This window comes from Halogeometricum limi (assembly GCF_900115785.1).
Taxonomy (GTDB): Archaea; Halobacteriota; Halobacteria; order Halobacteriales; family Haloferacaceae; genus Halogeometricum; species Halogeometricum limi.
The window spans coordinates 283,634-306,400 of the sequence record NZ_FOYS01000003.1 but is presented as its reverse complement, the minus strand read 5'-3'; the positions used below and the strand labels follow the sequence as shown (position 1 = coordinate 306,400).

The window sequence follows — 22,767 nt, the reverse complement described above, 5'->3', positions numbered from 1 at the left end:
GGTGGGTGCCAGTGCTTCGGCCGACTCCGAGGACGCGAGACACTAATGTCGGAACTAGACGACTCAGACGCGACGTACGAGCAAGGGGTGGTCGACAGAGGATTCGCGGCGCTGTCGAACGCGTATCGACGGCGAATCCTCGTCGCACTCCTCGAAGCAGAGCAACTGCGACTCGACGAGACGACCAGTTTGTTCACGACGGGTAACTCGTCCAACCATCGACTCCAACTGGTTCATGCACACCTGCCGAAACTCGACGAGGCGGGCATCGTTCAGTGGGACAGAGAAGAAGAGGTGGTGCGACGGGGGAAGGCGTTCACGACGTTCGAGCCGATTGTTCGCCTCGTCGGTGACGCGTAGTCGGGTCCGAGGCGACCGCCCGTGGTGGTCGACCCCGCGCGCGTGTCGGCGTACTCCGGCAAACCGCCGTCGGACCGACTACCGATGAGGGGTTCTCGGTCGACGACCGACGAACCGGACTTGTTCTCTCGTGGCGTCGACGTGATACTGTACCCGGAACGAGCGCCGTCTGCGGTCGCAGAGTGTCGCTCCCGGCGAGCGCGTCGAACCTGAAAGCGCCCGGCGACGTCAGTCGACGGTCCGCGAGAGTTCGTCCGCGTCGGTTCCGGCGTGCGACCGGACCCACAGTTCGCCGATGCGCGAGAGTCGCGTCCGGTACGACTTCCCGTGTTCCTCCTGTTCGACGTAGCCCTTCCCGCCGGGGCCGAGTCTGTCGACGTTGTAGATGACCTTCGACCGGAAGGAGTCGGTGTACTCCTCGTTCATGTCGCGAGCGAGCGTCTCGGCCAACTCGGAGACGGACTCGAACTCGCCGTACTCGCCCAACTCGAAGAGGATGACCTCCTCGAACGGTTTCACGTTGGAGAACGAGGCGACGGGGAGTTCGACGATGTGCTCGTCGCCGATGCGCTTTGCGCCGATGGTCGTCCCGCGTTCGTCGAACTCTTCGAGGAGGTCCGACGCCGTCTCGAAGCGTTCGCGGACGCGTTCGTCGTCCAACGCCTCGCCCGCGAGGATGTCGCCCAACAGGTCTCTGGCCGCCCGAACTTCCTCGGCCAACTCGGTCTCCAGATACTTCTCCGGCGCCGTGTAGTACGTGTGGACGCGGTCTCTGTCCGCCTGCCGTTCGACCATCAGCGAGTGCGCGGCCGTGGCGAACGCGAACGAGACGGGCCGGGGCATCGCGGAGACGTTCACCCACACCTCGCCGTCGTCGCTCCGGTCTAACTCCGTGTCGATGAGGTCGTACGCCTGTTCGAAGGCGGTGTCGTAGTCGTACACGTCCGCGACGACGACGCGTTCGGTGTCGGCACCGAGGAGGTTGCGGAAGTCCTTCTCCAGTTTCTTCGAGAGGTTCTGCGAGTACTCGACGTTCGCTTCGCTCCCCACTGCCCCCTCCAAGAGGATGACGCGGTCTACGTCCAACTGGTCGCGGATGAGTGGCGCGATGAGTCGGTCGTAGTCGAACCCGACCGGGACGATGTGCGTCTGCATACGTGGTACGTCGCCCTGGTGCTTATAAAAGTACACAGATGACTCACCTCCCGAGGCGACGTTTTCGGACGCGAGCCGCTTGTCTCAAGCGGAGATATTATTTAAATGAACGCAAGCCGGCGCGTTTGGCCACTACACTCATTAATAGCCACGAGAACAGCACGTACATGACCGGAGGCGACGACTCACCCGGGTCGTGGGTCCACGTGTTCACCCCCCGTGAGCGCGTCCTCTCGGCCGTCGAGGTGCTCCGCGAGCCTCGCGGCGTCGAGTACGTCGCGACGCTCGCCGACGTGACGCCGGACGCGACGGGAGTCATCCTCGAACGACTCGAACGCGAGGGACTCGTCCGGGAGGAAGACGGCGAGTACGACGTCGACGCGGCGGCGCTCGCTCGGTTCCGGGACGAGAACGCGACGGTGCCGGACCCACCGTCGGACGCGGGCGACGTGTCGGACCGGCGTCGCCGTGAGGTCGGCCTCTCGCGCGATTCGGACCCCGACGCCCCCTACTGACTGTTCACTCGAAGGCGCTCGGGTCGAAATACCGTCCTCCGCGGAGATAGTCGACGCCGACGAACGCGAAGAACACCGCGTTGAGAGCGACGACGACGCCGAGAAAGATAGTAGCGTCTGCAAGCCTTCACTCACTCAACCGCACGACAGCGAGCGGTCGGATGAGCAATCAGTTGCAGACGCTACTATAGGTCGTCGGTGCCCCCGCCGGCGGCGATTCGCGCGCCGTTCGCCGCCATCCCGAGAGCGAGTGCGACGTCGCCGACGCCCGCGAAGAGATACCACGGCACGTCGCGGCCACCCAGAGACACCGACGCGGACGCGCCGGCGACGAGAAAGCACAGACCGGCGAGGAGAAACGAGAGCGTGAGAGCGACGGCCGACGGTTCGTGCGGCGGTCCGAACCCGACGAACAGGGCGACGACGCCGAGACTGACGACGGCCCCGGCGAAGAGGAACAGACGACGGTGCATGACTGACGCTCTCCGACCGGTCGTGTAAACCCAGCGATGTGTTCTCAGAGTCGCGCGAGAACCTCGTCGGTCGTCGCGACGTCCGCGAACTCCCGGTGGAGATGCGTCAGCGCGGTTCGGTGCATCTCGTCCGCCGAGTAGTGTTCGCCGTCGGGTCCCTCGCGTTCGAACGTCGCCGTCGCGTCGGAGACGACGGTCGGCGAGAAGCCGAGGTTCTCGGCCATCCGCGTCGTCGTGGAGACGCAGTGGTCGGTGGTGAGGCCGACGACGACCAGTTTCTCGTACCCGCTCTCGCGGAGCCACGACTCCAACTCGGTCCCGACGAACGCCGAGTTCACCCGCTTGACGAACAGCGGTTCGTCTCCCTTCGGTGCCGTCTCGGGTTTCAGCGCGAACCCCGGCGCGTCCCCCCTGAGCGGGGAGTCCGGTTCCGTCGAGTCGTGTTGCACGTGCACGCGCGGGAGGTCCGCGTCGCGCCACGCGTCGAGCAGTCGAGCCATGTTCGCCTCCGCGTCGGGCGTGCTTCTGTCGCCGTAGGACGGGTCGTCCATCCCCTGCTGGATGTCGACGAGGACGAGCACCGGCGGTCCGTCCGCCTCAGTCATCTGCGACCCTCGGCGTCGGCGTCTCTCGCGGCGGTACGGCCTTCGGATGGTCGCGCGTCACGACGATGGGGCACTCGTCGGGCGAGTCCTCCGGGTCCTCGCGGAAGAGATACTGCGGCCACTCGCGGTCGGTGTCGACGCCCCAGTCGCCCAAGTCGGCGTGCGGGCAGACGCCGTCGTACTCTTCCATCTTGCGCTGGATGCGCTCTCTGGCCTGTCTGCCCGCCTCGGTGTCGTGGGTGATTCCCTCGAACAGCGACCGGGGTTGGAACGTGATTTCGAGGCCGACGGGGCAGTACCGGCTTCGCCGTTCGTCGTAGAACGGGGCGCGACAGGTGGGGAACATCGGTTCGCCGCCGAAGCAGAACTCCCAGTGGGGGTCGTCGGGGTCCGTCGGGATGTCTTCGGGCCACGGGTCCGGGTCGTGGACGTGGAGGAACTGGAGGAGGTGCCACAGCGTCTCGTGGTAATCGCCCTCGGAGAACTCCCGGTCCGGCGGGCGGAAGAACACCACGAACGACGTCTGGCCGGGACGGTCACGGTAGACGTCGAGATACTCCAAGAGGGCGTCGCGGAAGCCGATGAGGGCGTCTTTCTCGACCATCGAGGGGACGAGCGTGTAGAGCGGTTCGCCGCTTCGGACCGACTGCGCGCCGAAGTGACAGGGGAACGGCGTCCCGTCGTGCTCACCGGTGAGTGCGTCGGTGAACGTCTCGAAGTGTCGGACCGCCCACTCCGGAAGGATTCCAGAAGCGACGCGCGCCGCCATCGTCTCCTGGTCGACGAGTGACTGCACGCCCGGTTCGTTCATGTCCGAACGTTCGACCGAGCGGATATGAGCGCTTCGGATGGGAGAGTCCGTCGCGGTCAGTCGGCGCGGTTGCCGACGGCGAACGTGCCCGCGTCCTCGTCGGCGGCGGCCGGGGTCAGAAGCGAGACGCCCACGGTGAGGACGAGAGAGAGGAGCATCCCCCAGAGCGCGAAGTCCCACCCGAAGTACGTCGCGCCGAGAAGCGTCGTCCCCTCGACGGTCACCGCGGGGGCGAACACGTGGAGCAGGTAGAACACCTGTCCGCCGACGATACCGGCGAACATCCCCGAACGGGTCGTTTTCGGCCAGTACAGCGCCACGATGACGGGAAGCGCCATCTGGGCGAAGCCGCCGAACGCGGTGTCGCCGACTTCGACGAGCGTTCCGGGGCGGAACAGACTCGCGACGAACGAGACGGTGGCGAACGCGGCGACGCCGAGGCGGGCGACCCAGCCCTCCCTGTCGTCGGAGGCGGTGGGGTTGACGAACGGTCGGTACAGGTCGCGCGTGAGGTACGACGACCCCGAGAGGAGCATCGAATCCGACGAGGACATCATCGCCGCCATCGCGCCCGCGACCACGAGGGCCGCGAACCAGACGGGCGTGTACTCGTTCAGGAGGGCGGGAACGACGTTCGACCCCTCGGCGACTTCGACGCCGAGGCCCGCCGCCCACGACCCGAGCAGGAACGCGGGGACGAACAACAGGACGACGAGAATCGGCCAGAGCGTGAACGACCGCTTCAGCACGCGGGCGTCCTTCGCCATGAAGAACCGCTGGTTTATCTGCGGGAACATCACGACGCCGAAGGCGATGGTGACGGCCGTCGATATCATCCACTCCGGCGAGTAGAGCCCCCCGCCCAGAGCGAGGAACTCGGGGTTCGTCTCGGCCATCGAGGCGGAGAGGTCCGTCAGGCCGCCCGCCGCGGAGACGACCCACGCGACGGCGACCCAGACGATGGAGAGCATGAACAGCCCCTGGATGGTGTCGGTCCACGCGACGCCGCGCAGGCCCGCGAGGACGACGTACAGAATCATGAACAGCGTGATGAGCGCCGCGCCGCCCCAGTACGGAATCGCGCCTTCGGTCAGGCCGACGATGGCCTCGCCGGCCCCCATCTGCTGGAGCATCACGTACGGGAACAACCAGAACAGGCTGAACACGGCGACGACGGCGCGGAGCCGTTTCGACCCGAAGCGGTCGCCGAGCATCTCGCCGAGGGTGACGTAGCCGTGCGCGCGGCCGATGAGCCACTGGCGGTAGCCGACGGCGTACCAGAGGATGGCGAACAGGACGCCGTCCATGAGACCCATCACCAGAATCCACTCGGGACCGGCCGAGAACGCGAGGTTGGGGCCGCCGAAGAACGTGAACGCTGAGAGGAGCGTCGCGAACGTCGTAAAGAGGAGGACGACGGTGCCCAGCGAGCGACTCGCGAGGTAGTAGTCCTCGGCCTCCCGACTGGTCAGTCGGTATCCCAAGAGGCCGACGACGAGTGCGACGACGAGGTAGACGCCGACGACGCCCATCTGGACGAGGAGGTCCGTGCTCGCCATCTCACACCTCCTCGGCGTCGACGCTCATCCCACGGTCCCACGCGCCCCTCGTGAACAGGTAGAACGCCCCCGAGGCGAGGAACATCCACCCGACGTGCCACCACAACCACACCGGCAGTCCCGCCCACGTCGTCGCGTCGCGCCACAGGAACCACGGGATGGCGAACGTCACCAAGACGGCGAACACGCCGACCCAGAGATAGTCGCGCTTCTGTCTCGTCATTAGTTGGTGTTAGTTACTCGAAATAAGTAAACATTGCTGTTTCTCGTTCGATGATTCGAATCGGAGAATTATTTTCTTCGTCAGTCGAATCCGGTCACTTCGAGTCGACGGAGAGGGGCCAAAGCAGTGACGCGAGGCGGCCGAACGGGGGAGCGAAACGCGGAACGACGCGACGAGGTTCGAAACCAGTCTCCAGTACGATAGTTATTTGCCTGCAGCGGCCCTTATATAAGGCCGTCACCGGTTCGGTTCGGGACACCATCACCCATCATCATCTCATCCCCCAGTAGGGGTGCTTCATCAATGGACGATACAGCAAAATATCTCATTCACGCCGCGATTACTGCGGACGGCGTCGTCGAACGGTCGGACGTCGTCGGCGCTATCTTCGGGCAGACGGAAGGTCTGCTCGGCGACGACCTGGACCTTCGGGACCTCCAGCAGTCGTCGAAAGTGGGCCGCATCGACGTACAGATAGAGAGCGAGAACGGCCAGTCGTTCGGCAACGTCACCATCGCCAGTAGCCTCGACAAGGTGAAGACGGCCATCCTCGCCGCCTCCTTGGAGACCATCACTCGCGTCGGTCCGTGCCAGTCCGACGTTCGCGTCACGGACATCGAAGACGTCCGCGAGGCGAAGCGCCGCGAAGTGGTCGACAGAGCCAAAGAACTGCTCGCCTCCTCGTTCGACGAGAGCGTCATGACCTCCACGGAGATTCTCGAAGAGGTCAAAGAGAGCGTCCGGGTCGAAGACATCACCGAGTACGAGGGCCTCCCGGCCGGCCCGCGCGTCCTCGACTCCGACGCCATCATCGTCGTCGAGGGACGCGCGGACGTGCTCACGCTCCTTCGGTTCGGAATCAAGAACGCCATCGCCGTCGAGGGAACGAACGTCCCCGACGCCGTCGCCGGACTGACGCAGGACCGCACGGTCACCGCGTTCTTAGACGGTGACCGCGGCGGCGAACTCATCCTCCGGGAACTCGTCCAGGTCGGCGACGTCGACTACGTCGCGTTCGCCCCCGACGGGCGGTCCGTCGAGGACTTGCAGCGTCCCGAGGTCATGTCCGCGCTCCGGAACAAAGTCGCGACCGAGATGCTCCCGGCGGAGGGGAGCGTCCGCGACGTGGCGACGACCGACGCCGCCTCCGACCCCGGAGGTGACGCGTCGGACCCTCGTCCGGAGTCGCCGACGACTGAGGCGGCGACTCCACCCTCCGAGACGGGGACCCACGACGGCGGCGGCGACGACAGCGACGGCGACGGCGGCGATTCACACGCCGAGGTCACCGTCGAACGACTCGGCGGGACGGTCACCGAGACGGTCGACGCGTCCGCAGAGGCGGAGACGGAGACGGTTCCGGAACGACGCGACGGCGAGGCCGACGGGTCGCCGGCCGTCCCGTCCGACACCGGCGGCAACGGGGCGGCGAACGGCGTCGCGAGCGTCGTCGCCGAAGTCGAGTCCGACGACGACACGGCGGACACGGAGGAGACCACCCAACCGAAGTCGCTCCGCGAACACGTCCGCGAGGTCATCGTCGCCGAGACCGGAGACGTCCGCTTTCTCGACGCCGACCTCGTCACCCTCGACGAACGGGCCGCCGACGAGGCGTTCGACGCGCTCCGCGACGCGGAGACGCCGCCCTACGCCGTCGTGTTGGACGGCGCGTTCGACCAACGCCTCGCCGACATCTCGGCGCAACGCGGCGTCGACCACGCCGTCGCCGAACGCACCGGCGAGTTCGTCAAAAAGCCCGTGAGCGTCCGCCTCCGCACGGCCGACCAACTGCTGGACACCCGAGAGTGACCGCGCGTCCCCTCGACCGCACGACGCCGGGTCGGCGGGCGCGGACTCAGTCGCAGACGCGACGGTACGCGACGGCGTCGCCCGACTCGAAGTAGTCCGGTCTGCGGCCGTCTTCCTCGAAGCCGACCGACTCGTAGAGCGACCGCGCCGCCCCGTTCTCCGGAGCGACGGTGACGGTGACGGCGGTGCCGGACGGGCGCGTCTCGAACAGGGTGCCGAGGAGTCCGCGCCCCCGGCCCTCCCGCCGGTGGGCGGGGTCGACGACCAACTCCGCGACGTAACAGGCGTCGTCGCCGTCGACGGCGAGGAGGTAGCCGACGGGGCGATTCCGCGCGTCGACCGACACGAACACCGTTCCGACGAGGTTGCCGGCCGCGAGCAGTTCGGGAGCGGGTTCCGCGAGGTGCGACTGGAGCGTTTCGAGTCGGTCGAAGTCGGCGGGTCGGCCGCGGCGGACGGTGCCGTCCATCAGCCGAGGACGAAGAGCGCCACGCCCGTGCTGACGACGGCCCCGACGAGCGTCGCGGTGAAGTTGACCGCCTCGTTGCCGATTCGGTCGCCCTCGATGGTCGCACCGAGGAGGCTGTCGGCGGTCATGCCGGCGAGGCCGCCGAAGAAGACGACGACCCCGCCCAACGGGGTGGTCACGTCCGAGAGGAGGAGCATCGCGATGACGGCGACGATACCCGCGCCGACGAGGCCGGCGAGTTCGCCCTGCCACGTCACGCCGCCGTCCGTCCCGGGTTCGACGCGCCGGAACGTCGTGATGAGTCGCGGGTTGTCGTAGAGGCCGCCGATTTCAGACGAGAGCGTGTCGCTGAGTGCGGCGGCCATAGAGCCCGCGAAGGCGTACTGGAAGACGACGGCGTCGACGGAGAACCACCCGCTGGCGGCGAAGCCGACGACGCTCACGACGGCGACGGCGGCGTTCCCGAGGACGTTGCTCGTCCCTCTGGCCCCCTCGTTCTCCTCTGCGACGCCGCGGTTCAGTTTGTCGTCGTACTTGAACTTCGTCGAGAGCGCGCCGATGGCGAAAAAGGACATGAGGACGGCGAACCAGCCGAACCCGCCGAAGATGATGACGAGGAGGCTGAGGAGGACCCCCGAGAGCATCCCCGCGACGGACGCCGTCTTCAGCGCGTAGGAGACGTAGCCGAGGGCGACGGTGAGCGCGAGTGCGGCCCCGATTTCGACGGCTCCGACCGGTCCGGAGAGCGCGTCGAACAGCCAGAGGAGCAGTCCCGTCGAGAGCATCACGAGCGGGTCGTCGCGCTCGAACAACACCTCGCGGAAGAGGGCGGCGACGAGGGCGGCGGCGGAGGCGAGAAAGACGAACAGCGGGTACGCCGGTGCGAGTTCCGTCACCGCGACGACGCCGAGTTGCCCGGCGAGGCCGCCGAGAGAGCCGCCGAGGACGAACCCCGCGGTGCCCAGGAACGGGTCGTCGGAGACGGTGGCGACCAACTGTTTTCCGAGGTTGCCGTACGAGAGGACGAGCACCGTCGTGACGAACAGCGAGACGGGCATGTCGACGGCGGCGACGAGGATGGCGAGGGCGGCGGCGGCGAGGGCGAACCCCGCGAGGCCGTTGAGTCGGCCGTCCTGATGGTCGCCCGGTCGGGCGAACACCTCGAACAGGGGGCCCTCCGTGACGAGGAACGCGGCGACGAGGGCGACGGCCGCGAACGGCGCGAACGCCGCCACGTCCAACACCGGCGCGGCGAGCGCTAGCGTCCCCACAGCGGCGAACGCGCCCGCACGCCGGAGCGTCGATTGCACACCATCGGATATCCCCGACGCGCACTTAACCCTCCCGACATAGAGTATGTCGCTCCGCCGCGGTCCGCCGACGCGAGGGGCCACCGGCGACGACCCGAACCGGAGACGTTTAGCGGAGGGAAGACGCACCGCGTCACGTGGGACTGTACGACGGCTATCTCGCGCTTCGCCTCCGACGCCACGGCGCCGACCCCCCGGAACACGTCGCGGTGGTCATCACAGAGCGTGACCTGTTAGAACAGGGGGCCTACGAGACGCTCGAACAGTTCCTGAGTTGGGCCTTCGAGTTCGGCGCCGACCGCGTCACCATCTCCGTGAGCGTCCTCGACGAAGCCGTCGTGCCGACGCTCGAACGCGAACTCCGCGAGGTGGAGTCGCCCCGTCCCGTCGCCGTCCGCGGCCCCGGCGACAGGGAACGCGCCGACGAACCCGTACAGGTGAGCATCGGACTCGGCGGCAAGCGCGAGTTCGCCGACGTGGTGCGCGCCATCGCCGAAGACGTCGAGGAGGGCGAACTGTCGGCCGACGACGTGGGCCCCGAACACGTCGAACGGCAACTGGTCTTCCCGGACGAACCCGACCTGCTCATCAAGACGGGCGCGGAGCGTCTGTCGGACTTCATGATCTGGCAGTCCGTCTACTCTGAACTGTACTTCACCGACGTGAACTGGCGCGACTTCAGGAAGCGAGACTACCTGCGAGCGGTGCTGGACTACCAGAATCGACAGCGTCGGTTCGGACGCTGACGAAGGAAGCGTCCGACGCCGTTGCGAACGAAGTGAGAAACGGAAGTTCGGTCGGTGACTCGACGCTCGTCGCGCCGGGAGGGCGGGACGGTCGGTCGGGACGGGTCTACTCGACTAACTCCGCCTCGCGCCCCTGTCGCTCCAACTCCGCGGACACCTCTTCGGCACCCGCGGTGGGCAACTGTTTGCGGAGGCGGCCGGCGACGGCTTTCGCCTCGGCGAGTTCCGTCTCCGCCGCGGACCGGACGAGAGCGACGGCACGTTCGGTTCGGGTGCGCTGCCACGACTTCTCGCGCGACTCGTACGTTCGCAGGCCGCGGAGGAAGTCCACCTTCGAGAACTCCGGCCAGTACGGCGCACAGAAGTAGACGGCCGCTTCGTTCCCGTTGGCGTGCCACGGCAGGAAGTTCGAGGTCCGTTCGTCGCCGCCGGTTCGGATGATGAGGTCGACGTCGCGGGCGGGTTGCCGGCAGAGGCGGTCGTCTATCTCCTCGACGGAGACGTCTTCGGCGGCGAGTTCGCCCGACTCGACGTCTTCGGCGACGTTGCGGACGGCGCCGAGGAGTTCCGCGCGCCCGCCGTACGCCAGCGCGATGTTCAGACGGAAATTGTCGTAGTCGCTCGTCCGCCCCTCGGCGTAGTCGACGGCCTGGCGGAGTCGGTCAGGGAGCCGTTCCACCTCGCCGATAGCGGAGATTCTCACCTCGGCGTCGTGGACGCGTTCGGCGTCGGCGAACTCGTACAGTTTCCCCTCGATGAGGTCGAACAGGGGGTCGAGTTCCTCCTGCGGACGGTCGAAGTTCTCGGTCGAGAAGGCGTACAGCGTCAGTTCCTCGACGCCGGATTCGTCACACCAGTCGAGGACGCGTTCGGTCGTCTTCGCCCCTTCTCTGTGTCCGTCGGGCGCGTCGTCGCCGCGACTGCGGGCGTACCGGCGGTTGCCGTCTTGGATGATGGCGACGTGTGCCGGTCCGTCGCCGAGTTCGCGGCGGAGCATCCGCTCGTATGCGCCGTCGAACTGCCGACGAAGCCACTGTCTCATTGGAGGGGAAACCCTTCCGAGACGTATGATTCTTTTCGTTCTCGCATCACGTTCAGTTATCTCCGAGAGTCTGCATATCTGTACAGAAAGATGGCCTATCAAGATTTCGGCCAATTCGGCTGTGTTCGGGTCGAGGGCGGAGACGAACCGCCATTCGTTTATCCCCCGTGGTCTACGTCTACCCATGAGTGAGACCGTAGACGACGACCTCTACAAACGTACGATGGCGCTGTTAGAACCGGGCGACATCGAACTTCTCGGCGCCATCGTCCACACGGACCTCTCCGGGCAGGAGGACCTCGAGATGCACGAACTCACCGTCGACGTCAACGAGGTCATCGCCGGGCGCGCCGAGAAGGGCGAGACGTACATCTACGCCGGGAACGACGACACGAACTTCTCCTCGAACCAGTTTCAAGGCCTCACGCTGGAGGACGACGAGTTCGTCTGGGAGTGCCAGCAACTCCTCAGAAACGGCACCTTCGACCTCGTGTTCTACTACGAAGCCGGCGTCGACCAGGACGAACTGGTCGCCGACCTCGAATCGCTCGACCACGTCGACCGCGTGACGCAGGTTCCCTGACTCCGGCACTCGCGGGGACACCGTCGCCGACCCCGTCGACTCCGACGACTCCGCCCGACCCCACTAACCCCGCCGGCCCCACCGACTCCACCCGCTCCCACTACCCCCGCCGACTCCACGGACCGCCTCGTTCGAGATACTTATCCTCGCGCACTCCCGAGGGGGAGATATGAGCAGGGCCGACGTCGATAGAGCCGAGTTGACGGACCTCGATCGGGCCATCGTCAACGGGTTTCAGGGCGGGTTTCCGGTGGTCGAACGGCCGTTCGAACCGGCCGCAGAAGCGCTCCGAGAACGCGGCGTCGACGTGACCGAGTCGGCGTTGGTCGAACGCGTCCGTCACCTCGACGAGACGGGCGTCCTCACGCGGTTCGGCGCACTCGTCAACGCCGAGGAGATAGGCGGAACGGCCACGCTGGTCGCGATGCACGCGCCGCCCGACCGGTTCGACGAGGTGGCCGAGCAAGTGAACGCCCACAGAGAGGTAGCGCACAACTACGAACGCGAACACCCGCACCTCAACATGTGGTTCGTCGTCAGCGTCGCCGACGAGGACCGCGTCGAGGAGGTGCTGGACGAAATCGAAGACGAGACGGGCCAACCGACGTACAACCTCCCCAAGCGCGACGAGTTCCGCGTCGAGGCGAAGTTCATGCTGGACGGGCCGATTCCGGACGGCGACCTCGACCTCTCGCATCTCGGGCCGGCGGTCGAACCCGAGGACCGCCGGACGCTGACGCCGGACGAACGCGACCTGGTGCTGGAGATTCAGGGCGGTCTCCCCGTCTCGCGCACGCCGTACGCGGACGTCGCCGACGCGATAGGCAAAGACACCGACTGGGTCGTCCGGACTATCAAGCGGTTCGAGTTGGAGGGGAAGGTCCGACGCGTGGGCGTCATCCCGAACCACTACGCCCTCGGCTACACCGAGAACGGGATGACCGTCTGGGACGTGCCCGACGAGGTGGTCCAGGAAGTCGGTCCGGCCGTCGCCTCCCTCGACTTCGTGACGCACTGTTACCGCCGGCCGCGACACGAGGGCGTCTGGCCGTACAACTTCTTCGCGATGACGCACGGCCGGTCCGAAGCAGAGAGCGAGGCCCGAATCGAACAGGTGCGCGACGTGATGAACGAGTACTGGGACGTGGGCGACCGGACCACGGACGAGACGCAGGGCGACTGGGACACGCTGTTCTCCACGCGCATCCTGAAGAAGACGGGCATCCGGATGGCCGAACGCGCCGACGCGAACACCGAGTGAGACACGGGCGACGGAGATACGACACCAGTGATACCACTCTATCACGACTTCACGGACGAACGAGTGCTCGTCTTCGGCGGCGGCCCCGTCGGAGCGCGGAAAGCCAGGCGCTTCGCCGCTGAGGCCGCGGTGACCGTCGTGAGTCCGACGTTCGATGCGAACGACTACGGCGACGCCGAACTCGTCCGGGCCGCGCCGACGCCGGAGGACGCGGCGGACTGGGTCCGGCGGGTGGACCCCGCGCTGGTCGTCGCCGCGACGGACGACGAAGCGGTGAACGACGCCGTCGGCGACGCCGCCGACGAGGTGGGCGCACTCGTGAACCGGGCGGACCGGAGTCGGAGCGTCGACGGGTTGACGAAGAGCGTCGTCGTGCCCGCGACGGTCGAAGACGGCGACGTTCGCGTCGCCATCTCGACGGGCGGGGCGAGTCCGGCGCTCTCGAAACACCTGCGCGAGCGAATCGAGGCCGAACTCGACGGTGCGGGAGCGATGGCCGAGTTGACCGGCGCGTTGCGCGAGGAACTCAGAGCGGGACCGTACACCGCCGCGGAGCGACGCGACGCGGTGCGCGCCGTCGTGCGGTCGGACCGCGTTTGGAAGGCTTTACGTACGGGGGAAACTAAGGCCCGCGAAGAGGCAGACCGCGTGATACGCAACACAGTGGGAGGTGAACGATGAGGAACGGAGGCGTCATCTCGGGCGTCCGCGTGGCGCACGACCGCGCGACCGTCGACGAGATTGCGTCCGCGTCGACCGACGACGTCCGCTCCGCCGTCGAGAGCCTCCTTGCACGGGACGGAGTCTCCGAGGCGTTCGCACTCCAGACGTGCAACCGTGCCGAGGCCTACGTCGTCACCGACGCACAGGCCGTCGGCCGCCGGGCACTCGACGACTTCGCCCCGGACGTCCGCGACGCCGCAGTCGTCGACACGAACCACGAACAGAGTCTCCGTCACCTGATGCGCGTCGCGGCCGGACTCGAATCGCTCGTCCTCGGCGAGGACCAGATTCTCGGCCAACTCAAGCGCGCGTTCGAGGAGGCCCGCAGCGTCGGCGGTATCGGCCGGATGCTGGACGACGCCGTCACGAAGGCGATTCACGTCGGCGAACGCGCCCGGACGGAGACCGCCATCAACGAAGGCGCCGTCTCGCTCGGGTCGGCGGCGGTCAGACTCGCCGAGTCGGAGACGGCCGTCGCCGGCCAGACGGCGCTGGTCGTCGGCGCGGGCGAGATGGGAACGTTGGCGGCGAAGTCGCTCGCCGCCGCCGGCGTCGACGAACTCCTCGTCGCCAACCGGACCGTCCCCCACGCGGAACACGTCGCCGCCGAAATCGAAGAGTCGACCCCCGAACTGTCGGCGCGGGCGGTTCCGCTCGCGGCCGTTTCCGACGCCGTCGCCGACGCGTCGGTGGTCGTCTCGGCCACCGGGAGTCCCGACTACGTCCTCTCGCCCGCGCACCTCGACACCGGAAGCGAGACGACGCTCATCGACCTCGCACAACCGCGCGACGTCGACCCCGCCGTCGCCGAGGTTCCGGGCGTCTCCCTCCACGACATCGACGGGTTGGAGTCGGTGACAGAAGAGACGCGAGCACGCCGTCGAGAAGCCGCAGACCGCGTCGAATCCATGATAGACGACGAGTTCGAGAGACTGCTCGACGCGTTCAAACGAAAGCGCGCCGACCGGGCCATCAGCGGGATGTACGAGGCCGCAGAGCGGGTCAAACAGCGCGAAGTCGACACGGCGCTCTCGAAACTCGACGCGCAGGGAGAGTTGACCGACGAACAGCGAGAGACCGTCTCCGCGTTGGCGGACGCCCTCGTCGGACAACTGCTCTCCGCGCCGACGAAGAGCCTCCGCGAGGCCGCCGTCGAAGACGACTGGGACACCATCCAGACGGCGATGACGCTGTTCGACCCCGACTTCGGCGGCGCGGACGCGTCGACCGACGCACCGTCCGGGCCGCGCGAGGGGATGCCGGAGAACCTCCCCGACGAGATTCCCGAGGACGCCGACGTGCCCCGACACGTCGTCGAGAGCCTCGCCGACGACTGAGCGGAGGTCGTTTTCGCCTCCCGAACGGGGAGAAACGTTATTCATTCGGCGGCCGACTCCTCGGGCATGGCCGAACTACTCGACGACGACGAGATTCAGACTCGCATCCCGGACGGTTGGGAACAGGACGGCGACGAGATAACGCGGACGTACGAGTTCGACGACTACCTGAAGGGAATCGAGTTCGTCACGAAGGTGGGCGAAGTCGCCGAAGAGGAGTTCCACCACCCCGAGATTATCGTCGGCTACAAAGAGGTCGAAGTTCGGCTCACGAGCCACGAAGAGGGCGGAATCACGGAGAAAGACGTCCGACTGGCCGGCCTGTTCGACGACGAGCGATAGGCCGTGGACGCCGCCTACGTCTTCCGCGTGCGCTTTCGACTCGACACCCAGCGCGGCGTCCGCACCGCTCCCCGGACGTTCGAGACGGTGGTGGAGGTGCCCGCCGCCGAACCGGGCGAAGACGGGTGGCTGTTCTTCCGCGACACGCTCTGGCGCGGCGACGTGAACGACGAGCGACACGCCAGAGAACTCGCAGAAGACTGGCTCTCGGTGCCCGTCGACTCGGTGTCGTTCAGCGAGTTGCGGGCCGACGAGGCGTACGTCGAGGCCATGGACGCCGAGATAGCCGAGCAGTTGGACCTGTTCAACGCCGACGCCGTCTACGAGGTTCGGCACAAGTATCTCGGGTCGAGTATCCGCGTCGAAGAGACCGAGTGACGGGACGAGAGCGACTGAACGAACGGGCTAGCGCCGCTGACAGTATTGGCGAAAAGCACATTACGTCCGGACGCTTAGTCGGCGTTCCGATGGTTGCCGACGCGTACGATTTCTGGCTGTTCGACCTCGACGGCACACTCGTCGACGCCGAGTGGTCGTACACCCGCGAGGTGTTCGACCGGGTCGGCGACCGACTCGGCCGGACGTTCACCGACCGCGAGGCCGAAGTCGTCTGGCACGGACTCGGCGGCGCGCGCGACCCGCAACTGCGCGAGTGGGGTATCGACCCCGCAGAGTTCTGGCCCGCCTTCCACGCCGTCGAGGACCCGCAGGCCCGCGCGGAGGCGACCTACCTCCACGACGACGCCGCCCGCCTCCTCTCGGCCATCCCCGAGGGCGTTCCGGTGGGCGTCGTCACGCACTGCCAGCAGTTCCTCGCCGACCCCGTCCTCGACCATCTCGACGTTCGCGACTGGTTCGACACCGTCGTCTGCTGCACCGAAGAACTCGGATGGAAACCCGACCCCGCTCCCGTCTACCGCACGATGCGCGGACTCGGTCTCGACCCCGAGAGCGCCGGACGCGGCGTCCTCGCGGGCGATGGCTCCTCGGACATCGGCGCGGCGTGGAACGCCGGTCTCGACGGGATGCACGTCGAACGCCACACCACGGAACGCCGCGGACGGTGCGTCCTCGCCGACGTCCGAATCGAGACGTTCGACGACCTGTTCGACCGCGGGGTCGCCGTCGACGGCGGGTTCGCGTCGGACTGAGGCTGACTACTCGTCGCCCGTCTCCGGGAGGTCACGAACCGCCACGTAGCCGTCGCTGGAGATGGCGACTTCCCACGACCGGTACGGGAATCGCACCTGTACGTCGTAGCGCGGCGTGTCGTCGGCCCGCGGTTGGAGGACCGTCTCGACCGCCTCCAAGTCGACGGCGGTGAACAACGGTTCGGCGTTCGCCACGTCGACGCCCGTGTACGCCTCGACGACGTTCGCGACGGTCGTCACCAGTTCGTCGTCGGCGTCCCAGTCGTGGACGCCGGCGACCGTCCACCGACTGTCGGCCACCTCGGCGGGGAACGACTCGGACGGGTCCTCGGGCACCTCGCCTGCGTCCGCGTCGTCGACCGCTTCGGAGCAGAAGTCAGCCGCTTCGACTTTCGGGGTGCGGTCCCTCGAGGAGAGCTCTAACGCCCGTTCTGCGACCGCCTCGACACCGTCCAAATCGCCCTTCCTGACGTACTGAGAGATGCGGGCTTCGAGTGCGTCGGCCGCGACTTCGTCCCACGCTTTCCCGGTGTAGAACACTATCGGGAGCGACGCGTCGCGTTCGCGCGCGGCGACGACGAACGCCTGACCGTCTGCGAGACGGAGCGAGTCGGTGACGAGACAGTCGACGGCGGCCGAGTCCAGCAGTTCGAGGGCTTCCGTCGCGTCGGTCGCCGTCTCGACGTCGACGTCGTCGCCGCCGAGTCGTTCGAGCGTCAGTGCGGAGAGCTCCAACGTGTCGGGGTCGTCGTCCACGTGGAGAACAGTCTGTTTCGAGGACATATCCGGAAATCACACTCCTCCCACAAAATATCTCGTCTCATCCGAAGCGAAGTGAAGGTCGCTCTCGTCAGTCGGAGTCGTAGCCCGCGAGCGTATCGAACACGTCGTCCGCGGATTCGAGGAGCGCGGAGAACGCCTCGACGCTCCCCTTCGCCGTGCGGTTCGGGTTCGCGTGGACGCGGACCGTCTCCGTTCCGACTGAGACGAACCCCATCCCGAGCGACTCGGCCGTCGCGCGGAGTCCGAGGCCGACGTCCGCCTTCCCCCGGAGGACGGCCCGGGCCGGACTCTCCGTCGCTTTCGTCGTCAACTCGAAGCCGTCGATGGCCTCGACGAGTTCGTGTCGCTCGGTTTCACGCTCTGCGGCGAGGTCCGCCAGCGCGTTACTCAGCGTCGTCCGAAGCCCCGAGTTCGTGTCGCGGTTGACGAACCGCAGGTCGCGGTCGACGAGGTCCGAGAGCCCCGAGACGTCGTTCGGGTCGTCCGCGGGGACGACGAGTCCCCACTCGCGGGTCCACCCGCCTATCTCGACGCTGTCGACGTCCCGACCGGTCTCCCCGGCGACGACGGCCACGTCCGGCACGTCGTCGCGGAGGCGACGCAGTCCCTCTCGACTCCCGACGGCGAGGTAGCGCGGCGCGTCGAGGCGGTCCAAGAGACGCGAGAGCGCCGGGTCGTCCTCGCCGACGCCGAGGAGCGTCGGCGCGCGGACGTCGGGCGAGAACAGGCGCACGTCCACGGACTCGCCCGCGGCGAGGTACTCGGTGTCCGGGTGGACTTCGACGACGCCGTCCGCCTCGACGAGCGACGTGGTCGCACCGCTGCCCTTGTCGACGGGGTAGACGAGCGTCTCGCCGTCCGCGTCTTCGACGAGTCCGACCGGCATCAGGCGGAGACGGCCCTCGCCGTAGCGTTCGCGGACGGCCATCGTTCCTTCGACCGTCGCGGTTCGGGGTTCGGGCACGCCCGCGGCCCGTCGAATCGCGGGCGCGACGAACGTCTGGAAGATGGTGAGCGCCGAGACGGGGTAGCCCGGCAGGCCGACGTAGGCGGACGCGTGGCCGTCGTCAGCCTCGCCGAGGGTTCCGACGAGCATCGGCTTGCCGGGTTTGACGGCGACGCCGTGGAGGAGGAGTTCGCCGCGCGACTCGATGACGCGGTAGATGACGTCGACGGCGGACGCGGAGGTGGACCCCGAGGAGAGCACCAGGTCGCACTCGTCGGCCGCTTCGAGCAGGAGGCGTTCCATCTCGTCGTAGTCGTCGCCGGCGTGGGGGTAGAGTCGAACCTCGCCGCCCGCCTCCTCGACGCCGGTGGCGACGGTGTAGCTGTTGACGTCGTAAATCTGTCCGGCGTCGCTGTTCAGGGGGTCGCCCGGCCGCACGAGTTCGTCGCCGGTCGAGATGATGCCGACCGTCGGCCGTCCGCGGACAGGCACCTCGTCGACGCCGAGTGCCGAGAGCAGTCCTATCTCGCGGGGGGTGAGTCGCGTCCCCGGACCGAGTGCGCGCGCGCCGGCGGCGACGTCGGCCCCCGCGAGCATCACGCTGTCGCCGGGGGCGACGGCGTCGCGGACGAGGACGCTCTCGTCTCGCTCTTCGGTCCGTTCGACGATGACGACGGCGTCGGCGCCGTCGGGCATCACGGCACCCGTCGAAATCTCCGCGGCCTCGCCCTCGCCGACGGTGACATCGGGTTCCGCGCCCGCGTGGACCGCGCCGACGAGTTCGAGTTCGACGGGCGAGGCCTCGCCCGCGCCGAACGTGTCGCGGCCGCGGACGGCGTAGCCGTCCATGCTCGCTCTGTCGAACCCGGGGACGTCCATCTCGGCGTCGATTCGCTCCGCGAGGACGCGGCCGCGCGACTCTCGGAGCGGGACGGTTTCCGTCTCGGGCGTCAGGTCCAGACTCGCGATGGCGTCGTGCGCCGCGACCGGTTCGGCGAGGTCGCGGAACTCCTTTCGGCTCATGCGGACCACTCCCAGCCCTCGACGGTGACGGTTTCGCCTTCGCCGTATCCCTCTTTCTCCTCGGGGACGACCACCCACCCGTCCGCGAGAGCGACCGACGAGAGGACGCCGGACCCGGACGCGCGGGTCGGTTCTGCGATTCGGTCGCCGTCCTCGTCGCCGAGTCGGACGCGGGCGAACGTCCGGACGCCGGGTTCGCTCGGAATCTTTCGCACGAGACGCGCCTCCTCGGTCGGCGTCGGGCGGTCGGCGAGGTGGCCGACGCGTTTCAGGAGGGGACGGAGGAACTGGACGGCGTTGACGATGCAGGCGACGGGGTAGCCCGGTAGCATCACGACGGGCGTGTCCTCGACCACGCCGAGAGCGACGGGGTGTCCCGGCTTGAGGGCGACGCCGTGGACGAGTACCTCGCCCAACTCCGCGACGACGTCGGGGACCAAATCGCGCGTTCCAACGGAGGACCCGCCGGTAGTCACCACGACGTCTTTCGTCAGGTCGCGTTGGACGGCCGCGCGCAGGGCGGCGGCGTCGTCGGTGACGACGTTCCGGTACGTCGCGACGCCGCCCCAGCGTTCGACCAGTCGGGAGACGGTGAGGCCGTTCGTCTCGACTATCTCGCCGGGGGCGGGGTCGGATTGGACGAGTTCTTCGCCCGTCGGAATCACGCCGACGGTGGGTCGGTCGTAGACGGACACCTCGTCGATGCCGACCGACTTCAGGAGGCCGAGGTCGGAGGGGCGGAGTTCGTGGTCCGCGTCGAACAGGGCCTGCCCGTCGGCCACGTCTTCGCCCGTCTCGCCGACGTTCTCCCCGTCGGTGACGGCGTCGAACACCTCCAGTTCGCCGCCGACTTCCTCGGTCTGTTCTATCATGACGACGGCGTCCGCGCCGGGCGGGAGTTCGCTGCCCGTATGGACGCGGACGGCGGACCCGGGTTCGACGGCCGCGTCGGGGTCGGACTCAGCTTCGCTCACGGCGACGCGAAGGACCGCCGGCGACCGACCCGACGCGCCGAAGGTGTCCGCGGCGCGGACGGCCCACCCGTCCATCGCGGCGCGGTCGTAGTTCGGGACGGGATTCGGTGCGGAGACGGTCTCGGCGAGGGGGCGGCCGTCGACGCGTCCGACGGGAAGTGTCTCCGTTCGGTCGTGCGGTGTCGCCGCCGTGAGGAGCGTCTCGCGCGCCTCGGCGACGCGCGTTCGCTCTTTGAACCCGGCCGTCTGCCGGTCGTGCGTGTGGGTCATATCGTACGGTTGGGCGGCGGGCCGTAAAAGGCTCCGCGCGCCGGCGGTTCGGCTGTGTGCCGAACGACAGATTCGACCGCCGTCGGCCGGAACGCTTCGGCAGCGAGCGCTTCCCCGACCGCGGCCTTTTTCGACCCGGCACCCTAACCGGAGAGTATGTCTGCACTGCGGGACGCGCTTCAGGAACTCCCCGACGCGGTGTTCGCCGACCTGTTGGAATCCGACGAGGCGTACCTCCTCGTCCTGGACCTCCCCGGCGTGACGCCCGACACGACGGAACTACGCGTCGAGAAGGGTCGCCTCGTCATCGAGGCGCGCCGCGACAAGCAACTGCCGCCGGAGTTTCGCTACGTCCGCGAGGACCGCTCGCTGTTCTTAGACGCCGAGATTCCGCTGCCGCCGGACGCGACGGGCGCCGGCGCCGACAGCGAGATGGACCGCGGCGTCCTCACCATCCGCCTGCCGAAACGCGAGTCCGCGCCCGAACGAACCATCCCCATCGCTGGTGCCGACGACGACACAGAGGCCTGACCACGCGGTGAGGTGGTGACGCTGGCCAACTTCCGTTCGTACTGGCGATTCCTCGTCGTCGTCTACCAGTTCTTCCCGCTGATAGTCGCCTACACGAGAGACCGTCGCAAGTACGTCCTGTTCGGTGGAACGCGGAGCGTCGGCCCCGAAGAGCAAGCGAGACGAGCGGAGATTCTCCTCGACTCGCTCCTGACGCTCGGTCCGACGTTCATCAAACTCGGTCAACTGCTGTCGACGCGCCCGGACATCCTCCCGCCGGCGTACATCGAGGTGCTGTCGAGTCTGCAAGACGACGTGCCGCCCGCGCCGTGGGCGGAGTCCAAGCAGGTGCTCGAAGAGGAACTCGGACCGTTAGACGAGGCGTTCGTCTCGTTCGACGAGGAACCGATAAGCGGCGCGAGTCTCGGGCAGGTGTACACCGCCCGGTACGACGGCGAGGACGTCGCCGTGAAGGTCCGCCGCCCCGGAATCGAGTCGCTCGTCGAGGCGGACCTGCGGGTGATTCGGTGGTCTCTCCCGCTCATCATGCGCTTTATCGGACAGGGGCGGGCGTTCTCACTGGAGAATCTCGCTGACGAGTTCGCCAAGACCATCCGACAAGAGATGGACTACAGCAGGGAGCGACGCATCCTCGACCGGATTCAGTCGAACTTCGCCGAGGACGACACCATCCAGATTCCCGAACCCATCGAGGAACGCTCCGGGCCGCGCGTGCTGACGATGGAGTACCTCCCGGGGACGAAGATAAACGATATCGAAGCGCTGGACGCGATGGGCGTCGACCGGACGGAGTTGGCGACCAGACTCCAGCGAATCTACCTGCAGATGATAATCGACGACGGCGTCTTCCACGCCGACCCCCACCCCGGGAACCTCGCCGTCGACGAGGACGGCTCCATCATCTTCTACGACTTCGGGATGTCCGGGCGCGTCGACCCGTTCATCCAGGACAAAATCGTCGACTTCTACGTCGCCGTCGCCAACCAGAACATCGACGCCATCCTCGACGCCCTGATAGAGATGGGGACGCTCTCGCCGGAGGCGGACAGACAGGTGATGGGCGACGTGATGGAACTGGCCATCGCCGACGCCCGCGGCGAGGACATCGAACAGTACCGCGTCCAGCAGATAATCGAACAAGTGGAGTCCACCATCTACGAGTTCCCCCTCCGTCTGCCCCGAAATCTCGCGCTCGTCCTCCGCGTGGCGACGGTCGTAGAGGGCGTCTGCGTCACCCTCGACTCGGACTTCGACTTCATCTCGGTGGCGACCGACTACCTCAGAGAGGAGGGGTACTACGAGGAGACGGCGAAGGAACTCGTCGCCGACGCCGGCAGACAAGTCCAGAAGACGACGGAGGCGCTCTTTACGGTCCCGCCGAAACTGGACCGCGTCCTCGACAGGGTCGAACGCGAGAACCTGACGGTGAACGTCCGACTGGAGGACAAGAACGGCGTGTTGGACAAACTGGCGCGACGAATCGTCTACGGCATCCTCCTCGCCGTCGGCGCACTCTCGACGGCCATCCTCTACGCGTTCGACCAGTCGAGCGTCTTCCCCGCCGTCGTCGCGGCGCTTTTGACCGTCCCGATTCTCGTCCAACTCTACCGCTCGTTCCGCAAGAAACGCGGCCTGCGCGCGACGCCGCAGTTCACCCGCCAGAACATGCGCGACCGGCGCGGCGAGGACTGACGCGGGCCGTCTCGCCGGCCGACCACGGAAAGCGGCGTCCGGTTCGGCGAGAGAGGGGAAGACATCGTCCGTTC

25 protein-coding genes are annotated in these 22,767 nt (G+C 67.4%); 13 read left to right on the top strand and 12 right to left on the bottom strand.

The window, feature by feature from the left end:
- The first annotated feature begins 45 nt into the window (after positions 1–45).
- Positions 46–360 (top strand): DUF7344 domain-containing protein, encoded by a 315-nt coding sequence (locus BM282_RS10310; RefSeq protein WP_089880348.1) that lies wholly within the window; start codon positions 46–48, stop codon positions 358–360.
- A 228-nt stretch (positions 361–588) separates the two neighbouring features.
- On the opposite strand, the gene BM282_RS10300 is transcribed toward BM282_RS10310, so the two are convergent.
- On the bottom strand, positions 589–1,515 hold the full coding sequence (locus BM282_RS10300) for an HFX_2341 family transcriptional regulator (protein ID WP_089880342.1): 927 nt from the start codon (positions 1,513–1,515) through the stop codon (positions 589–591).
- Between the two features lie 167 nt (positions 1,516–1,682).
- On the opposite strand from BM282_RS10300, the gene BM282_RS10295 reads away from it, so the two are divergent.
- Positions 1,683–2,030, top strand: a complete 348-nt coding sequence (locus BM282_RS10295) for a DUF7342 family protein (RefSeq protein ID WP_089880340.1) — start codon at positions 1,683–1,685, stop codon at positions 2,028–2,030.
- A gap of 185 nt (positions 2,031–2,215) precedes the next feature.
- On the opposite strand, the gene BM282_RS10290 is transcribed toward BM282_RS10295, so the two are convergent.
- From BM282_RS10290 to BM282_RS10270, 5 genes are read right to left on the bottom strand one after another with little or no spacing between them, the layout of a single operon-like run.
- Positions 2,216–2,503 (bottom strand): hypothetical protein, encoded by a 288-nt coding sequence (locus BM282_RS10290; protein ID WP_089880337.1) that lies wholly within the window; start codon positions 2,501–2,503, stop codon positions 2,216–2,218.
- A gap of 44 nt (positions 2,504–2,547) precedes the next feature.
- Positions 2,548–3,108 carry a cysteine hydrolase family protein gene (locus BM282_RS10285; RefSeq protein ID WP_089880333.1) on the bottom strand — a complete coding sequence of 187 codons (561 nt, stop codon included), beginning with the start codon at positions 3,106–3,108 and terminating at the stop codon, positions 2,548–2,550.
- A complete protein-coding gene (locus BM282_RS10280; protein WP_089880330.1) occupies positions 3,101–3,919 on the bottom strand; it encodes a YqcI/YcgG family protein in 819 nt (272 codons plus the stop codon). Before BM282_RS10280 ends, BM282_RS10285 begins: the two co-directional genes overlap by 8 nt.
- Positions 3,920–3,975: 56 nt before the next feature.
- The gene (locus BM282_RS10275) at positions 3,976–5,478 is read right to left on the bottom strand and encodes a sodium:solute symporter family protein (protein WP_089880327.1); all 1,503 of its coding nucleotides are present in this window, start codon (positions 5,476–5,478) and stop codon (positions 3,976–3,978) included.
- 1 nt (position 5,479) lies between these two features.
- Positions 5,480–5,701: a DUF3311 domain-containing protein gene (locus BM282_RS10270; RefSeq protein WP_089880325.1), complete on the bottom strand. Its 222-nt coding sequence runs from the start codon at positions 5,699–5,701 to the stop codon at positions 5,480–5,482.
- Positions 5,702–6,004: 303 nt separating this feature from the next.
- Between BM282_RS10270 and dnaG the strand changes: the two genes are divergently transcribed.
- Positions 6,005–7,510: a DNA primase DnaG gene (dnaG, locus tag BM282_RS10265; RefSeq protein ID WP_089880322.1), complete on the top strand. Its 1,506-nt coding sequence runs from the start codon at positions 6,005–6,007 to the stop codon at positions 7,508–7,510.
- Positions 7,511–7,556: 46 nt separating this feature from the next.
- On the opposite strand, the gene BM282_RS10260 is transcribed toward dnaG, so the two are convergent.
- Together BM282_RS10260 and BM282_RS10255 are read right to left on the bottom strand one after the other, a co-directional pair.
- Complete coding sequence (locus BM282_RS10260) at positions 7,557–7,979, bottom strand: GNAT family N-acetyltransferase (protein ID WP_089880319.1); 423 nt, start codon at positions 7,977–7,979, stop codon at positions 7,557–7,559.
- The gene (locus BM282_RS10255) at positions 7,979–9,289 is read right to left on the bottom strand and encodes a DUF92 domain-containing protein (RefSeq protein WP_089880316.1); all 1,311 of its coding nucleotides are present in this window, start codon (positions 9,287–9,289) and stop codon (positions 7,979–7,981) included. Before BM282_RS10255 ends, BM282_RS10260 begins: the two co-directional genes overlap by 1 nt.
- Before the next feature lie 137 nt (positions 9,290–9,426).
- Here BM282_RS10255 and BM282_RS10250 point away from each other — a divergent pair, with 137 nt between their 5' ends.
- Positions 9,427–10,035 (top strand): undecaprenyl diphosphate synthase family protein, encoded by a 609-nt coding sequence (locus BM282_RS10250; protein ID WP_089880313.1) that lies wholly within the window; start codon positions 9,427–9,429, stop codon positions 10,033–10,035.
- A gap of 106 nt (positions 10,036–10,141) precedes the next feature.
- Here the strand turns inward: BM282_RS10250 and uppS are convergent, their stop codons facing one another.
- Positions 10,142–11,077 carry a polyprenyl diphosphate synthase gene (uppS, locus tag BM282_RS10245; protein WP_089880310.1) on the bottom strand — a complete coding sequence of 312 codons (936 nt, stop codon included), beginning with the start codon at positions 11,075–11,077 and terminating at the stop codon, positions 10,142–10,144.
- Positions 11,078–11,261: 184 nt separating this feature from the next.
- Here uppS and BM282_RS10240 point away from each other — a divergent pair, with 184 nt between their 5' ends.
- The 7 genes from BM282_RS10240 (at position 11,262) to BM282_RS10210 (ending at position 16,474) form a co-directional block, all read left to right on the top strand.
- Positions 11,262–11,660, top strand: a complete 399-nt coding sequence (locus BM282_RS10240; protein ID WP_089880307.1) for a DUF5778 family protein — start codon at positions 11,262–11,264, stop codon at positions 11,658–11,660.
- A gap of 169 nt (positions 11,661–11,829) precedes the next feature.
- A complete protein-coding gene (gene ahbB / locus BM282_RS10235; RefSeq protein WP_089880304.1) occupies positions 11,830–12,921 on the top strand; it encodes a siroheme decarboxylase subunit beta in 1,092 nt (363 codons plus the stop codon).
- A gap of 27 nt (positions 12,922–12,948) precedes the next feature.
- Positions 12,949–13,602, top strand: coding sequence for a precorrin-2 dehydrogenase/sirohydrochlorin ferrochelatase family protein (locus BM282_RS10230; protein WP_089880302.1), 654 nt, complete (start codon positions 12,949–12,951; stop codon positions 13,600–13,602).
- Entirely contained in the window at positions 13,599–14,981 is a 1,383-nt protein-coding gene (gene hemA / locus BM282_RS10225) for a glutamyl-tRNA reductase (RefSeq protein WP_089880300.1), read from the top strand. Before BM282_RS10230 ends, hemA begins: the two co-directional genes overlap by 4 nt.
- A 66-nt stretch (positions 14,982–15,047) precedes the next feature.
- The gene (locus BM282_RS10220; protein WP_089880297.1) at positions 15,048–15,323 is read left to right on the top strand and encodes a 4a-hydroxytetrahydrobiopterin dehydratase; all 276 of its coding nucleotides are present in this window, start codon (positions 15,048–15,050) and stop codon (positions 15,321–15,323) included.
- 3 nt (positions 15,324–15,326) lie between these two features.
- Positions 15,327–15,701: an LWR-salt protein gene (gene lwrS, locus BM282_RS10215; protein ID WP_089880294.1), complete on the top strand. Its 375-nt coding sequence runs from the start codon at positions 15,327–15,329 to the stop codon at positions 15,699–15,701.
- An 89-nt stretch (positions 15,702–15,790) separates the two neighbouring features.
- Positions 15,791–16,474, top strand: a complete 684-nt coding sequence (locus tag BM282_RS10210) for an HAD family hydrolase (protein ID WP_089880292.1) — start codon at positions 15,791–15,793, stop codon at positions 16,472–16,474.
- A gap of 6 nt (positions 16,475–16,480) precedes the next feature.
- Here the strand turns inward: BM282_RS10210 and BM282_RS10205 are convergent, their stop codons facing one another.
- The 3 genes from BM282_RS10205 to BM282_RS10195 all read right to left on the bottom strand — a co-directional run bounded on the left by BM282_RS10205 (position 16,481) and on the right by BM282_RS10195 (position 20,470).
- Positions 16,481–17,257 carry a response regulator gene (locus tag BM282_RS10205; RefSeq protein WP_089880289.1) on the bottom strand — a complete coding sequence of 259 codons (777 nt, stop codon included), beginning with the start codon at positions 17,255–17,257 and terminating at the stop codon, positions 16,481–16,483.
- Between the two features lie 67 nt (positions 17,258–17,324).
- Positions 17,325–19,226: a molybdopterin biosynthesis protein gene (locus BM282_RS10200; RefSeq protein ID WP_449271687.1), complete on the bottom strand. Its 1,902-nt coding sequence runs from the start codon at positions 19,224–19,226 to the stop codon at positions 17,325–17,327.
- Positions 19,223–20,470, bottom strand: coding sequence for a molybdopterin molybdotransferase MoeA (locus BM282_RS10195; protein WP_089880282.1), 1,248 nt, complete (start codon positions 20,468–20,470; stop codon positions 19,223–19,225). Before BM282_RS10195 ends, BM282_RS10200 begins: the two co-directional genes overlap by 4 nt.
- 156 nt (positions 20,471–20,626) lie before the next feature.
- Between BM282_RS10195 and BM282_RS10190 the strand changes: the two genes are divergently transcribed.
- Positions 20,627–21,001: an Hsp20/alpha crystallin family protein gene (locus tag BM282_RS10190; protein ID WP_089880279.1), complete on the top strand. Its 375-nt coding sequence runs from the start codon at positions 20,627–20,629 to the stop codon at positions 20,999–21,001.
- Between the two features lie 12 nt (positions 21,002–21,013).
- A complete protein-coding gene (locus BM282_RS10185) occupies positions 21,014–22,693 on the top strand; it encodes an AarF/UbiB family protein (protein WP_089880276.1) in 1,680 nt (559 codons plus the stop codon).
- Positions 22,694–22,767 lie beyond the last annotated feature (74 nt).

Coding starts and splice junctions, on each gene's coding strand:
- BM282_RS10310 (WP_089880348.1), top strand. CDS start 46: ATGTCGGAACTAGACGACTCAGACGCGACGTACGAGCAAGGGGTGGTC.
- BM282_RS10300 (WP_089880342.1), bottom strand. CDS start 1,515: ATGCAGACGCACATCGTCCCGGTCGGGTTCGACTACGACCGACTCATC.
- BM282_RS10295 (WP_089880340.1), top strand. CDS start 1,683: ATGACCGGAGGCGACGACTCACCCGGGTCGTGGGTCCACGTGTTCACC.
- BM282_RS10290 (WP_089880337.1), bottom strand. CDS start 2,503: ATGCACCGTCGTCTGTTCCTCTTCGCCGGGGCCGTCGTCAGTCTCGGC.
- BM282_RS10285 (WP_089880333.1), bottom strand. CDS start 3,108: ATGACTGAGGCGGACGGACCGCCGGTGCTCGTCCTCGTCGACATCCAG.
- BM282_RS10280 (WP_089880330.1), bottom strand. CDS start 3,919: ATGAACGAACCGGGCGTGCAGTCACTCGTCGACCAGGAGACGATGGCG.
- BM282_RS10275 (WP_089880327.1), bottom strand. CDS start 5,478: ATGGCGAGCACGGACCTCCTCGTCCAGATGGGCGTCGTCGGCGTCTAC.
- BM282_RS10270 (WP_089880325.1), bottom strand. CDS start 5,701: ATGACGAGACAGAAGCGCGACTATCTCTGGGTCGGCGTGTTCGCCGTC.
- dnaG (WP_089880322.1), top strand. CDS start 6,005: ATGGACGATACAGCAAAATATCTCATTCACGCCGCGATTACTGCGGAC.
- BM282_RS10260 (WP_089880319.1), bottom strand. CDS start 7,979: ATGGACGGCACCGTCCGCCGCGGCCGACCCGCCGACTTCGACCGACTC.
- uppS (WP_089880310.1), bottom strand. CDS start 11,077: ATGAGACAGTGGCTTCGTCGGCAGTTCGACGGCGCATACGAGCGGATG.
- BM282_RS10240 (WP_089880307.1), top strand. CDS start 11,262: ATGAGTGAGACCGTAGACGACGACCTCTACAAACGTACGATGGCGCTG.
- ahbB (WP_089880304.1), top strand. CDS start 11,830: ATGAGCAGGGCCGACGTCGATAGAGCCGAGTTGACGGACCTCGATCGG.
- hemA (WP_089880300.1), top strand. CDS start 13,599: ATGAGGAACGGAGGCGTCATCTCGGGCGTCCGCGTGGCGCACGACCGC.
- BM282_RS10220 (WP_089880297.1), top strand. CDS start 15,048: ATGGCCGAACTACTCGACGACGACGAGATTCAGACTCGCATCCCGGAC.
- BM282_RS10210 (WP_089880292.1), top strand. CDS start 15,791: ATGGTTGCCGACGCGTACGATTTCTGGCTGTTCGACCTCGACGGCACA.
- BM282_RS10205 (WP_089880289.1), bottom strand. CDS start 17,257: ATGTCCTCGAAACAGACTGTTCTCCACGTGGACGACGACCCCGACACG.
- BM282_RS10200 (WP_449271687.1), bottom strand. CDS start 19,226: ATGAGCCGAAAGGAGTTCCGCGACCTCGCCGAACCGGTCGCGGCGCAC.
- BM282_RS10195 (WP_089880282.1), bottom strand. CDS start 20,470: ATGACCCACACGCACGACCGGCAGACGGCCGGGTTCAAAGAGCGAACG.
- BM282_RS10190 (WP_089880279.1), top strand. CDS start 20,627: ATGTCTGCACTGCGGGACGCGCTTCAGGAACTCCCCGACGCGGTGTTC.